Below are 14608 nucleotides of genomic sequence, written 5' to 3' on the forward strand. Positions count from 1 at the left end.
CTGTCAGTAGTGTGGCGACCGAAACCAATAATGGTCTGCCGCTAAATCACAGGCAAAAAAAATCCCGACCTTACGATCGGGATTCCAGTATTTCCACTCTTGATGGGTTAAGGCAGAATCGACGGTTGATCCGCCCCTTCTTTCTCAACCTTCTGCTGCAGCATGTGCTCACGCTTCATACCCAGCTTCAGCGCCAGCGCCGATGCCACGTAGATAGAAGATGCAGTACCGATGGAAACACCGATCAGCATCGTCAACGAGAAGCCTTCCAGTACCGGACCACCGAACAGGAACAGCATCAGAATAACCATCAACGTCGTACCGGACGTAATCAACGTACGGTGCAGCGTCTGAGTCAATGACACGTTAAAGATTTCGTAAGGCGTACCGCGACGAATTTTGCGGAAGTTTTCACGAATACGGTCAGATACAACGATACTATCGTTCAGCGAGTAACCGATTACCGACATCAGCGAGGCGACGATAGTCAGGTCAATCTCGATATGGAACAACGACAGGATCCCCAGCGTGATAATCACGTCGTGCGCCAGAGCAATAACCACCCCTGCCGCCAGTCGCCACTCAAAGCGGAAACCGACGTACACCAGGATGGAGATCAGCGCCGCCATCAACGCCATCGCCCCCGTTTGCGCCAGGTCTGCACCCACACTCGGCCCCACGAATTCAATTCGCTTCACCGCCGCGTTTTGGTTGGTGGATTCGTTAATCACACTCAACACTTTGCTACCCAGCACCTGACCGCCGTCTGCGCCTTCGGTTGGCGGCATACGCACCATAATGTCGTGGCTGCTGCCGAAGTTCTGCAGCAGCGGGTCAACAAAGCCCGCTTTCTCCAGCGCATCGCGCATCACGTCCATTTCCGCTGGTTTTTCCAGCGTGATTTCAATGACCGTACCACCGGTGAAATCGAGACCCCAGTTAAAGCCGCGCACGCCCATAATCACGATGGCCGCGATCAGCAGAAAACCTGAAATGCCGAAAGCCCAGTAGTCCCAGCGCATAAAGTCCCAGACTTTACGGCCGTGGTTCAATTGTTCAACAGTATATTCCTGTGCCACTTCGCACTCCTCAGATTGACAGCTTTTTGACGCGCTTGCCGCCATACAACAGGTTTACGATGGCACGTGTACCGACAATTGCGGTAAACATCGACGTCGCTACCCCAATACCGGTAGTAATCGCGAACCCTTTAATTGCCCCGGTGCCGACTGCGTACAGGATAATGACCTTGATCAGCGTCGTAATGTTCGCATCGAAGATGGAGCTAAATGCGCCCGCATAACCTTCATTGATGGCCTGCTGCACCGAACGCCCGTTACTCAACTCTTCTTTGATACGTTCGTTGATCAGTACGTTCGCATCGACCGCGACAGCAAGGGTTAAGACGATCCCCGCAATCCCCGGCATACTCAGCGTAGCGCCCGGCAGCAGCGACATAATACCGACAATCAGTACCAGGTTCGCAATAAGCGCACTCGTGGCGATCAGACCGAACTTCTTATAGAAGAAGATCATGAACAGGATAGACACCACCAGACCAGCCAGACACGCTTCCAGACCCTGTTTAATGTTCTGCATACCCAGGGTTGGGCCGATGGTACGTTCTTCCACAATCTGAATCGGCGCAATCAACGCACCGGCACGTAACAGCAGAGAAAGCTGACGCGCCTCATTCGGGTTGTTGATACCGGTAATACGGAAGCTGTTGCCCAGACGAGACTGGATGTTGGCGATGTTAATCACCTCTTCCTGTTTCACCAGCACGGCGCGACCGTTGGCATCTTTCTTACCGCTGTCTTTGTACTCCACGAACAGGGTCGCCATCGGCTTACCGATGTTGTCCTTGGTGAAGTTGGACATGATGTTACCACCCGCGCTATCCAGCGAGATGTTAACCTGCGGCTGATTGTATTCGTCCTGGCTGGAAGTGGAATCGGTGATATGGTCACCGGTCAGGATCACGCGTTTGTAAAGCACAACCGGCTGACCTTCACGAGACTGTTTCACTTCCGAATCACCCGGTACACGCCCGGATGCCGCAGCAGACTGGTCAACGTTGGTGTTTACCAGACGGAATTCCAGCGTCGCGGTAGCGCCCAGAATTTCTTTCGCCCGCGCGGTATCCTGAATACCCGGCAGTTCGACCACAATGCGGTCAGCACCCTGACGTTGTACAACCGGCTCAGCAACACCCAGTTGGTTAACACGATTACGCAGAATGTTGATGTTCTGCTGTACCGCGTATTCACGGGCTTCGCTCAGGCGCGCATCGGTCATCACCGCACGCAGTGCATTGCTGCCCTGGCTAGAAATAACCAAATCCTGGTGACGCTTGCTCAGGTAAGAGATAGCTTCATCACGGGCGCTGCTATCACGGAAAGTGATGCTCAGACCGTAGTTATCTTCTTTGCGAACGGTAGTATAAGGAATGCCTTTTTCACGCAGATCGCTGCGCAGGCTATCAATATTTTGTTCCTGCAACTTACTCAGCGCGGTGTCCATATCCACTTCCATCAGGAAGTGAACGCCGCCACGCAGATCAAGACCGAGTTTCATCGGTTCTGCGTGAATGGCTGCCAGCCAACGCGGGGTTGCCGGAGCAAGGTTAAGCGCCACGACGTATTGATCACCCAATACGCCCATTAACACTTCACGAGCGCGCAGTTGGGTATCAGTGGAGTCGAAGCGCGCGAGAATAGCACCCTCTTCCAGAGCCACAGACTTAGGTGTGATTTTATCTTCTTGTAACGTTTTCTGGACCTGGATCAGCGTTTGCTCACTGGCGGCGGCACCGCGCACGCCAGTGATTTGAACAGCCGGATCCTCACCATACAGGTTGGGAAGCGCATAGAGCAGACCGACGACAATCACGACGATCAGCATGACATACTTCCACAAAGGATAACGGTTTAACACGGCAGTTCCCTTTGGGAAAACAATAAATTACAGCGCCTTCATGGTGCCTTTCGGCAGAACGGCAGCTACGAAATCACGTTTAATAACCACTTCAGTGGTGTCGTTCAGCGCGATAGCGATGTAGCCGGATTCTGCTACTTTGGTCACGCGACCCACCAGACCACCGTTAGTCAGCACTTCATCGCCTTTCGCAATGGAGTTCATCAGATTTTTGTGTTCTTTGGTACGCTTTTGCTGCGGGCGCAGGATCATGAAATAGAAAATCAGACCAAACACCACCAGCATCAGAATCAGAGACATCGGGCTGCCCTGCGCCGGAGCACCTGTTGCCGCTACCGCATCAGAAATAAAAAAGCTCATTCAAATTCCCTCATTATTAAAATTAATCAACGTTCACAGGTGGAACTGGTCTACCCTGACGTTGGTAAAAATCGGTCACGAAGCTCTCTAATTTACCCTCTTCAATAGCCTTGCGTAAACCCGCCATCAAACGCTGGTAGTAGCGAAGGTTATGAATCGTGTTGAGTCGCGCGCCCAATATTTCGTTGCAACGGTCAAGATGATGCAAGTATGCGCGCGAATAATTGCGACAGGTGTAGCAATCACACTCAGCATCGAGCGGACTGGTGTCGCTTTTATGTTTCGCGTTACGAATTTTTACCACGCCGTCAGTCACAAACAAATGACCATTACGGGCATTTCGCGTTGGCATCACGCAGTCAAACATATCGATACCACGACGCACGCCTTCAACCAGATCTTCTGGTTTACCAACGCCCATCAGGTAACGCGGTTTATCAGCCGGAATCTGCGGGCAAACATGCTCCAGAATGCGGTGCATATCTTCCTTCGGTTCACCAACAGCCAAACCGCCGACAGCGTAGCCATCAAAGCCGATATCTACCAGACCTTTGACGGAGATATCACGTAAATCTTCGTAAACGCTGCCCTGAATGATGCCAAAAAGCGCATTTTTGTTGCCGAGGCTATCAAAACGGTCGCGACTGCGCTTCGCCCAACGCAAAGACATCTCCATCGATCGTTTAGCATAGTCCCAGTCGGTCGGATACGGTGTACATTCGTCGAAGATCATCACGATATCGGAACCGAGATCGTATTGAATCTCCATAGACTTCTCAGGATCGAGGAAGATCGGATCGCCGTTGATCGGATTACGGAAATGCACGCCCTGCTCGGTTATCTTCCGGATGTCGCCCAGGCTGAATACCTGGAAGCCGCCGGAATCGGTGAGGATCGGTCCTTTCCACTGCATGAAATCGTGCAGATCGCCGTGCAGCTTCATGATTTCCTGACCCGGGCGCAGCCAGAGGTGGAAGGTGTTACCGAGGATGATCTGTGCGCCGGTCGCTTCAACTTCTTCCGGCGTCATGCCTTTCACGGTGCCATAAGTACCGACCGGCATAAAAGCAGGCGTTTCCACTACGCCACGATCAAAAACCAGGCGGCCGCGGCGGGCGCGACCGTCTGTGGTGTCCAGTTCAAATCTCATTTTAACTCCTGCGTCAGAAAAACAGTCCGACGTTAAACACTCGCATCGCGGATTTATTCCCCAACGCGCTCAGAAATAGCCTGCGGATTGTACGTGATAAACATGGCATCACCGTAACTAAAAAAGCGATATTCCGCTTTTACCGCTTCATGATAGGCGTGCATGGTGTTTTTATAACCAGCAAATGCGGAAACCAGCATAATCAGTGTCGATTCCGGCAGGTGAAAGTTGGTTACCAGGGCATCAATCACCTGATATTTATAGCCTGGATAAATGAATATTTGCGTATCACCGAAGAACGGCTCGATAAGGTCATTTTTGGCCGCCTGCGCCGCGCTTTCCAGTGAACGTACGGAGGTGGTACCTACCGCAATCACGCGGTTGCCGCGTGCTTTCGCCGCCAGCACAGCATCAACCACATCCTGTGGCACTTCCGCATACTCGGAGTGCATAATGTGATCTTCGATGGTATCTACGCGCACCGGCTGGAAGGTACCCGCCCCCACGTGCAGCGTAACGAACGCCATCTCGATACCTTTATCACGCAGTTTTGCCAACAGTGGTTCGTCAAAATGCAGACCGGCGGTCGGCGCGGCGACAGCCCCTGGTTTTTCGCTATACACGGTCTGGTACAGCTCGCGGTCAGCGTCTTCATCCGGACGGTCGATATATGGCGGCAGCGGCATATGGCCAATCGCGTTGAGGATATCCAGCACGCTACGCTCGTCATCAAACTCGACTTCAAACAACGCGTCATGGCGCGCCACCATCGTTGCTTTAATGCTTTCGTCATCGCCCAGCAGCAGCTCGGCACCCGGCTTCGGCGCTTTAGAGGCGCGAATATGCGCCAGAATCCGTTTGTCATCCAGCATACGCTCGACCAGTACTTCAATCTTGCCGCCGCTGGCTTTACGCCCAAACAGACGCGCCGGAATAACGCGGGTGTTATTAAAAACCAGCAAATCGCCAGGGTTGAGCTTATCGAGCAAATCGGTGAAAGTACCGTGCGTCAGCGCGCCCGTCGGCCCGTCCAAAGACAGCAAGCGGCAGCTACTGCGTTCAGCCTGCGGATAGTGGGCAATCAGGGATTCGGGTAGTTCAAAGGTGAAATCGGTAACGCGCATGACACTGACTCAGACTAAAATAAGAGGCGGGTAGTCTAGTGCCGGGGCGTTCTCCCTGCAACCTTTACCCCTCTGGATAAACATTTAACTATGAATTTTCTTGCACATTTGCATCTGGCTCACCTCGCCGACAGCTCGCTTTCCGGTAATCTACTGGCGGATTTTGTCCGGGGTAATCCCCAAACGCACTATTCGCCCGACGTGGTGGAGGGCATCTTTATGCACCGTCGTATCGACGTGATGACCGATAACCTGCCACAGGTGCGTGAAGCCAAAGAGTGGTTTCGCAGCGAAACGCGCCGCGTCGCACCGATTACGCTGGACGTCATGTGGGATCATTTTCTGTCGCGCCATTGGTCGGAAATCTCCCCCGACTTCCCGCTGACGGACTTTGTACGCTATGCCCGCGCCCAGGTGACCCCTATTTTACCGGAATCGCCGCCGCGCTTTATCAATCTGAACAACTACATCTGGTCGGAGAAATGGCTCGAGCGCTATCGGAATATGGATTTTATCCAGAACGTCCTGAACGGCATGGCCAGCCGCCGCCCGCGGCTCGATGCCCTGCGCGACTCATGGTATGACCTCGATACGCACTACGATGCGTTAGAAGAACGTTTCTGGCAGTTTTATCCCCAAATGATGGGACAGGCGCGACGTAAATCCCTTTGATTATAGCCCGCATCATGCACAGGATAAGCAGCAGCCGCTATCCGGCAAAAGATTGATAGACAAAACCTGTCTCATTGATTGCCAGCGCCTCTTTGTCTTATTCCCGAACACTCTCTATACTGGCCCGCGTTGCGTTCCAAAAACCCCTTAACATTGCAGGAGAATTATATGGTACTGGTAACTCGTCAGGCTCCGGATTTCACAGCAGCTGCGGTACTGGGTAGCGGTGAGATCGTTGAAAACTTCAACTTCAAGCAGCATACCAACGGTAAAACTACCGTTCTGTTCTTCTGGCCGATGGACTTCACCTTCGTTTGCCCGTCTGAACTGATCGCATTCGACAAACGTTACGAAGAATTCCAGAAGCGCGGCGTTGAAGTTGTTGGCGTTTCCTTCGACTCTGAATTTGTCCACAACGCATGGCGTAACACCCCTGTCGAAAAAGGCGGCATTGGTGAAGTGAAATACGCAATGGTTGCTGACATCAAACGCGAAATCCAGAAAGCCTACGGCATTGAGCATCCTGAAGCAGGTGTTGCTCTGCGCGGTTCTTTCCTGATCGACGCTAACGGCGTTGTTCGCCACCAGGTGGTTAACGATCTGCCGCTGGGTCGTAACATCGACGAAATGCTGCGCATGGTTGACGCGCTGCAGTTCCACGAAGAGCACGGCGACGTATGTCCGGCACAGTGGGAAAAAGGTAAAGAAGGTATGAACGCGTCTCCGGACGGCGTAGCAAAATACCTGACCGAGAACGTTTCCAGCCTGTAAATGGCATGAATCGTAAGAGGCCCGCAAATGCGGGCCTTTTTTACATCTGGTTATTAGTCTCCAGTCATCCCTTTCTCCTTATACCTCTCCGCTCATTTTGAAGTAAGTAAATGACGTCATAACCGTTTTTTTGTCCTATCTCTGGATAAACATCCTTAACGCATCAACATATTTTTCTCTAAGAATTTTCCTAACAATTTTAAGATGATATCTGAATTTTTAAGACAAAGAGCAATAAAGGAAGAGTGAACTCGCTAAATTTAACCAACATGCAATAAATATATTTAATGTCTTCACATCTGAATAATGCCGCCACACACATTGCATTTTAATTCTTATCCCATTGTTATATAAGGCATTCCTGTTTCTTTTCAAAATAGAACGCTATAAAAAACTCATGTTAATCATAGCGCTTATAAATAAATTATAAATTTATTAACTGTGCTAATTATTCCAACAAATATTAACACTTTTTACTTATCATTCTACAAATTCAATTAAAAAAACAGATCTTATCGATCGATTTTAATCATTACACATCAATTTATCAGCAGATTAGGATTTCTCCAGGAAACCACATTGTTAACAGTGTTTTTCTTGCAGATTAGGGAGAGATATGCATGAGCAGTAAAGATAAATGCACGCGGTTTTTTATTTATTCCGCAGACTGGACGCATGCGGCTGCATTACAAAATTTAATCAGCGGTAAAAAAACTCCTGATAACTATATTTCATTGCCACAACTCACCATCAGTGAGTTGTGCGAATATACCGGACCGCCACCACATATAATCATCCTGGATGTCCCACCAGGAAGATATGTGGCATTAATCCTGGCTCTCCGTAAAAGTTTTCCTCAAGCACAAATGATTTGTACTCAGCATTATTTTCTCTACTCAGATCGTATGGTTGCTGAGTATTTTGGTGGGATATTGCTAAAGGAATATGATGCTTTAATATCTGGATATCCCAATATAGGCATTGCTGAGCATCTTACGTCACCAATATTCTCAGCTGCATATCCTCGGCTCAGATTTTTTTGTGCAAGCGTTCCTCCGCAGGTGGTATTAGGTTCACTTGAAAAGTGGATCAGAAGAAGGTTATCAGAAGTGATACCTTCATCACGCACACGAACAATTACGCTGGATTGGTTAGCCAGAGGCATTTCACTTCGGGAAACTGCAAAACAATTGAAAAGAAGTGAAAAAGTGATGTACCACTATCGCTGGATGATGATGCAAGCTTTAGGTATACGCCATTGCAGCAGAGATTTCATTCACTCACTGACGGTAAATGCAGGACCAACAAACTGGAAAAAACCCGACAAGAAAACCGCGCATAAATAATAGTATGTCGCGTATATAGAGCTCATTTAAATTCCAAAATAAAAAATCGCTATCAATCACGATGCGGTTTCTATTGTTTCATCCCTATTTTATAGAAGTGCCATGTGTTAGCAAATATAAGGATTTATTTATGTCGCAAAAAAGCGTTTCTTTCTCAAAAAAGATATTAGTCGTCTCTATACTACTCGCAATATCAGGTACCGCTACAGCTTCTGATGAAGGCTCTGGTATGGTGAGTGGGCTTAACTGGAGTTTGTTGGAGCCTAACTCTGGCGCCGGTGATACTGCCGTTAAAGGAATTTATGCCTGGAACTTTAGTAACACCCAGGAGGAAGCCTCTCTCGATTCCGCCAGTAATAAAGGTAATATCTATTTTAACCCTCCACATCACGACCTTCTAAGTCGAACAGTAAATGTTACTGATCTTGACCTGAGCGGATACTACATTAATTTTAGCAAAACCGATCTTGCTGGTAATCAGTCTACCCTCAATCTGACCAAGGCCACCGTTGATTTTATCGAATCAGGAGGGTCTGGCACCGACACTAATATAGCCATCAACTTAAAGGACGCTCAGCTTAACGGCGCTCAGATGGATACCAACTATGATAATGCCCTTAAAAATGGGGTGGCAAAGAACAAAAACTGGGTGGCAAATCAAAATGGTGATGGCGGATATGGTATTTATGTCGATCTCGGTGACACAGGCGATGTAATTGTCGATATTGATAACAGTCAGTTAGGCTCAGAAACCTGGAAAGCAGGTATTTTTACCGGCGGATCTGACTCCGTTAACATTACTGCTTCTGAAAGTAACATTTTCGGTTCTGTACAAGCCGGATATTCTGAAGATGTCAATATTGAACTGACAAAGCAAACAACACTCACCGGTAATATTGTCACCGGTAAGGGCACAAGTATTGTCAGTATTAATGACAACTCGAAAGTACTCGGCGACATCAACGTCAGCAAGAGCAATCAAGCCCAGGTGTCTCTGGGCGATAATGTTGCAACCAGCAATGTTAGTAAAATCACCGGCAACAAAACCAATTCCACTCTTGAGTTAGGCCAAGAAGTCACTGAATTAGACGGCAGTAAATTTGTCGATTTTACGGTGTTAAACGTGCTGGGTAAAAGTACCATCCTCAATGGTCTGAATGACACAAACGTAGGGTCAGCACTCAATCTGACGGGGAATCACATCATTGCTGATGTTAATATAACGGGCAATGGCGCACTCACCGTAGCAGGTAATTCCACGCTACAGGCAGATAATATCTCTTTGAGCAGCGACGCTTCGTTAACCATCGATAATGGAACTTTGCAAACCAGCTCAGCGCAAATATTTACTGATGGTCTGGGTAGTAACGGTCTTAATACTTCTGCCACCGGCCTGAACACCACAGGCCAGCAGGTATCTTTCAACGATGGCACATTAGCGCTCTCTGATGCGCTATTTAACCTCGATTATGTAAAATCTGTTAATGGTCTGGTGGACAATGCCAAACTTATTATGCTGGGCAACGTGGTGTCTGCTGATGGTACTGGTCCTGCTGGTAGTGTAGATTTTGACACGGTTGGTGCTGTGGGTGAAAACACCGTGCTTGCCGGTGTTACCGTTAAATCTGATAAAAGTGACGTCGTTATTGGCGCTGACGGTGATGACGGCAGCAAAAACAGTATTGCAGTGAAAAATCTGGAATTAACTGCTGATGGTGACAATAAAGCAAATGTATTCGTAACAGGCCAAAAAACGCTCACCTTAACTGGCGATGCCACAGGCATGAATAACACCAGCCTTGTTTCCGCAGGGGAAGACGCCAGCGTCAGTGTTGATGTCAAAGAGGGTACATTGCAGTTGGGTCATGCTTCTCTGTCCGGAGCCACAGGTTCGTTGAATGCCACCGTAAACCTGGACAATGGGAATTTACAGGTCGCTGGTGGCAAATACAGCGTTTCCGGAGAAATTTCAGCAAACAAAAACAGCGCCATTACCATTGCAGACAGCGCGGCGTTACAAGCGTCTAAAATTGATATGAAAGACGCCAATATGCAGGTCAATGGTGTATTGCAAACCGCTGCACTCAACGCCGACTCAGGTACGACTATCAATGTGGGCACTACCGCAGATCAGGGCGCTGCGGGACATCTGCTCGCACAGAACGTAAGCCTGAACGGGGCATCTCTGTTCCTTGATCCGCAATGGCAAACCAATAGCACCATCAGTCAGGCTTCCAAAGCTGCGCTGCAATTTATCGATGACAAAATTGACGGCAAGCTCACTGCCGGGCAAAACGCCTTACTGATCCTGGGTGAGGCAACGACCGAGTGGGCTGAAACACAGTTTGCCAAAACGGGTCTGCAATGGTCTGCTGACGGGATTACCGCCGCATTAGCCATTAATGCCCCGCAATTGCTGGATAAAGACCATGGTAGTCTGGTTGTGGATGGTTCACAGACCTCAGCCCCCAGCGCAAATGCCAATACGGCTACTTTTGCCGATAATTCACTGTTAATGGTGAATGGCAAAACCATTGCCGGCGGGCAGTATGCGCTCACAGCTGAAAATGGAACGCTCAACGTCAGCGACAGCGCCAGCCTTTACATTGCCGACGCCAAAGCCAGTCAGACCTATTATATTGTCGACGGTTTTAACGGTGGTTCACCAGGTCCTATCGATGATTCCACTCAAACAGGTGTATCGGAAAAGGGATGGAATGGTGAAAATTTACTGACCAACCGACTGCTTTCTGCAACACGTCACTGGGATGTAGACAGCGGACAATTGCAGGTCACCACGGAGGCTAAATCCTCTGCTGACGCGTTACCTGGCGTCGCACTGACGCAAACGCTGGATACTATGATGGGCCAGGGAATCAATGACACGCAAAGTCAGTCTGCCGGCGTTCGTTTCCTGTCACGTGCGATAGATAATCCTTACGTCTCTACGCAGGATATCGTGAAAACCATTAACAGTGCAGCGCAGTTGGCTGTGGCCGGAGGTGTGCAGAACACTACCCTGTCCACAGGGTTGTCTGCCACCAAAGCGATCAACGATCGTAACTCAGTGCTTAACAGCAAACTCCAACCTGACGCAGGAGCTGAAGGTCTGAATTTCTGGGCCAGCACACTGTATGGCCACGACAGTAACAGTGGTTTTAAAACTGGCGCACTGGAAACCGGCAATAATGTTAATTACTTTGGTTTAATGATTGGCGCAGATATCACTCATCAAACCTCTCTGGGTAATTTGCGCAGCGGTTTAGCATTCCATTCCGGAACCGGTAAATCATCGTCCAAAGGAGATCTGCAATATACCAAAAATGATGTTGATTTTTGGGGTGCAACGTTTTATGAAAACTGGACAAATAATAATTTCAGCGTGACCGTTGATTTAGGATTGTCCAGGAACAGTAATGACGTTGAGCAGAATCTTCCGGCTTGGGTGGATATGGGCAGTAAGTTAAAAGCGGATATTGATTCCGAAATGCTGACTGCGGGAATTACGGGTGAATACCTGTACAACCTGTCCTCTATCGATATCGTTCCACACGCCGGTGTACGCTATGTACAACTCAAAACTGAACGTTTTGATACTACTACCCAGTCCGGAGAGAAGCTGTTTGATACCGCTGAGCAGAAGCAGAACCTCTGGCAATTCCCGGTTGGCGTGCGTTTAAGCACCACATACTCGCTTGATTCTGGCTGGGCAGTTAGCCCGCAAGCCGATCTGTCGGTCATTCCGGTTACTGGCGACACCAACGCGAAAACGCATATTCGTACCTACGGTATTAACGCATCCGATACACTGTCTTCAACGATTGTTGATGATACTTCGTTCTCAGGACAACTCGGTGTGAAGGCGCAGAAAGGAAATGTAAGTTTCGGTATCAACTACAACCTCGACGCATCTGAACACCAGACAGGTCAGGGGGCAATGGCCGTATTTAATTATAACTTCTGATGTGATTTAAAAAATACTCGCCCTCCTCAAATCGGGAGGCGAGTATTTCTTTTCAAGAATGACGTACAGGAGAAAATATTTATGTTTAGATATCACAAAGTGATGCAAGCCATTTTCTTCATACTGACACTTGCCACAATAAGTTGCACCATCACTTCGCTTTGTTTAGGCTATGGGAACTGGGCTTTTTATTATGGTATTGTTTCGGTAGGCTCGATGATAATTTATATGATTCACCGCTGATTATTAATTATTACGGATTATTTAATTTATCCCCCGCTTCTTACTTCTGTATAACACGTTTAACCGGTTAGCACTTCTACAGCCGTTGGCACAACAGCATTAGCCTGAGTCACAGACGCTTGCGCCACACTGCACAGCCCCTGGGCAGGGACTGCAATGAGAGATTAAAACGCGAAACAGGAACAGCCAAGCGCGCCCCAGAAAGCCCGGTCATCCGACACCGGAATGCCTGATTGACGCGCAATATCATGCTGATGACCGTGTACGCCGCAGCTACCGCAGCACTGGTGCATCTGCACTATGGCGCCAATTTTTGCCGCACCAGGCGGCGCTGCGCGATAGTGCCCCGGCACTTTCACTACCGGCGACCAGTCAGGTATTACCGGGATAGCCGGCGGTGCAAGTGGGGTGAAGTGCCCGGCCGCGTACACCACGTTGCCATCGACAATGGTCATCACTGACTCAATACCTTTAATCTCTTCTTCCGGCACGCTGAAGTAGTCTTTGGACAGCACCACCAGGTCGGCCAATTGATCTTTCTCGATGCGCCCTTTCTTACCCTGCTCGCTGGAGAACCAGGCGCTGCCAGCCGTCCACAGTTCCAGCGCCACGTCGCGCGGCAGGCGGTTGTTATCATCGTACATCGCCATTCCGCCAACAGTACGACCCGAAACCAGCCAATAGAGCGCGGTCCACGGGTTGTAGCTGGCCACGCGGGTGGCGTCAGTCCCCAGCCCGACCGGAACTTCAGCCGCCAGCATTTTTGCCACTGGCGGCGTATGTTTGACCGCATCTTTGCCATAACGATCGACAAAGTATTCCCCCTGGAATGCCATTCGGTGCTGAACCGCAATCCCGCCACCCAGCGCTTTAACGCGCTCGATATTCCGTTCAGTAATCGTTTCGGCGTGATCGAAAAACCAGTGCAGGCCATTGAATGGGATATCGCGATTTACCTTCTCAAACACGTCCAGCATACGGCTGATGGATTCATCGTAGGTGGCATGCAGGCGGAACGGCCAGCGGTGCTCCACCAGGTGACGAACCACGCGCTCCAGTTCATCTTCCATACCCTCCGGCAGATCCGGGAGCGGCTGGAGGAAGTCTTCAAAATCCGCAGCCGAGAAGACCAGCATTTCCCCTGCCCCATTGGCACGGTAAAAGTCAGTCCCCTGCCCAGGCTTGAGCATGTCGGTCCAGCGTTCAAAGTCTTCCAGCTCCTGCTTAGGACGCTGGGTAAACAGGTTGTAGGCAATACGCACCGTCATCTGCTTGTTGGCATGTAACTGTTCAATTATCTCGTAATCTTCCGGATAGTTCTGGAAGCCACCGCCCGCGTCAATGGCGCTGGTCAGTCCCAAACGGTTCAGCTCTCGCATAAACTGGCGGGTCGAGTTAACCTGCATTTCCAGCGGCAGTTTTGGTCCTTTTGCCAGCGTCGAATAGAGGATCATGGCGTTGGGTTTGGCAATCAGCATGCCGGTCGGGTTGCCGTTGCTGTCACGTACAATCTCGCCGCCCATCGGATCCGGCGTTGCTTTGGTGTAGCCGACGGCTTTCAGCGCGGCGCGGTTCAGCAGCGCTCTGTCATAGAGATGCAGAACAAAAACCGGGGTATCCGGGGCAGCTTCATTGAGTTCTTCGAGGGTTGGCATGCGCCGTTCGGCAAACTGAAATTCGCTCCAGCCGCCCACCACGCGTACCCATTGCGGCGACGGCGTTCTGTCCGCCTGCTCTTTGAGCATACGTAGCGCATCCGCCAGTGACGGCACGCCTTCCCAACGTAATTCCAGATTGTAATTCAGACCGCCGCGAATCAGGTGCAGGTGTGAATCGTTCAGACCGGGGATCACCGTATGCCCCTGCAGATCGACAATCTGCGTCCCTTCGGTGGCAAAGATCATGATCCGATCATGGCTACCGGTCGCCAGAATCTTACCGTTGGCGATCGCCACCGCCTCGACCTGCGGGTTTTGTCTTTCGAGCGTATGAATTTTTCCGTGAGTCAGAATCAGTGTGGCAGTTTGCGACATAACAATCT

Annotated in this window: 10 protein-coding genes; 4 read left to right on the forward strand and 6 right to left on the reverse strand. The window is 49.9% G+C overall.

Annotated elements, in window-relative coordinates; genetic code table 11:
• Positions 1-107: 107 nt before the first annotated feature.
• From secF to queA, 5 genes are read right to left on the reverse strand one after another with little or no spacing between them, the layout of a single operon-like run.
• Entirely contained in the window at positions 108-1079 is a 972-nt protein-coding gene (secF, locus tag ACU8YC_RS11420; protein ID WP_038638190.1) for a protein translocase subunit SecF, read from the reverse strand.
• 10 nt (positions 1080-1089) lie between these two features.
• On the reverse strand, positions 1090-2937 hold the full coding sequence (gene secD, locus ACU8YC_RS11425; protein ID WP_003021547.1) for a protein translocase subunit SecD: 1848 nt from the start codon (positions 2935-2937) through the stop codon (positions 1090-1092).
• A gap of 27 nt (positions 2938-2964) precedes the next feature.
• Entirely contained in the window at positions 2965-3297 is a 333-nt protein-coding gene (gene yajC / locus ACU8YC_RS11430; protein WP_003021544.1) for a preprotein translocase subunit YajC, read from the reverse strand.
• A gap of 22 nt (positions 3298-3319) precedes the next feature.
• Positions 3320-4447 carry a tRNA guanosine(34) transglycosylase Tgt gene (gene tgt / locus ACU8YC_RS11435; RefSeq protein WP_446895340.1) on the reverse strand — a complete coding sequence of 376 codons (1128 nt, stop codon included), beginning with the start codon at positions 4445-4447 and terminating at the stop codon, positions 3320-3322.
• Between the two features lie 53 nt (positions 4448-4500).
• Entirely contained in the window at positions 4501-5571 is a 1071-nt protein-coding gene (queA, locus tag ACU8YC_RS11440) for a tRNA preQ1(34) S-adenosylmethionine ribosyltransferase-isomerase QueA (protein ID WP_151218609.1), read from the reverse strand.
• Between the two features lie 90 nt (positions 5572-5661).
• On the opposite strand from queA, the gene acpH reads away from it, so the two are divergent.
• The 4 genes from acpH to ACU8YC_RS11460 all read left to right on the forward strand — a co-directional run bounded on the left by acpH (position 5662) and on the right by ACU8YC_RS11460 (position 12324).
• On the forward strand, positions 5662-6243 hold the full coding sequence (gene acpH / locus ACU8YC_RS11445) for an ACP phosphodiesterase (RefSeq protein WP_151224856.1): 582 nt from the start codon (positions 5662-5664) through the stop codon (positions 6241-6243).
• Positions 6244-6411: 168 nt separating this feature from the next.
• Entirely contained in the window at positions 6412-7014 is a 603-nt protein-coding gene (locus tag ACU8YC_RS11450) for a peroxiredoxin C (RefSeq protein ID WP_151224855.1), read from the forward strand.
• 620 nt (positions 7015-7634) lie between these two features.
• A complete protein-coding gene (locus ACU8YC_RS11455) occupies positions 7635-8360 on the forward strand; it encodes a response regulator transcription factor (RefSeq protein ID WP_151218608.1) in 726 nt (241 codons plus the stop codon).
• Between the two features lie 130 nt (positions 8361-8490).
• Positions 8491-12324, forward strand: a complete 3834-nt coding sequence (locus tag ACU8YC_RS11460; RefSeq protein ID WP_446895341.1) for an autotransporter outer membrane beta-barrel domain-containing protein — start codon at positions 8491-8493, stop codon at positions 12322-12324.
• A gap of 407 nt (positions 12325-12731) precedes the next feature.
• Here ACU8YC_RS11460 and ACU8YC_RS11465 read toward each other — a convergent pair whose 3' ends face one another.
• Positions 12732-14600 carry an amidohydrolase gene (locus ACU8YC_RS11465; protein ID WP_446895342.1) on the reverse strand — a complete coding sequence of 623 codons (1869 nt, stop codon included), beginning with the start codon at positions 14598-14600 and terminating at the stop codon, positions 12732-12734.
• Positions 14601-14608 lie beyond the last annotated feature (8 nt).

The organism is Citrobacter sp. VF227, assembly GCF_052950715.1.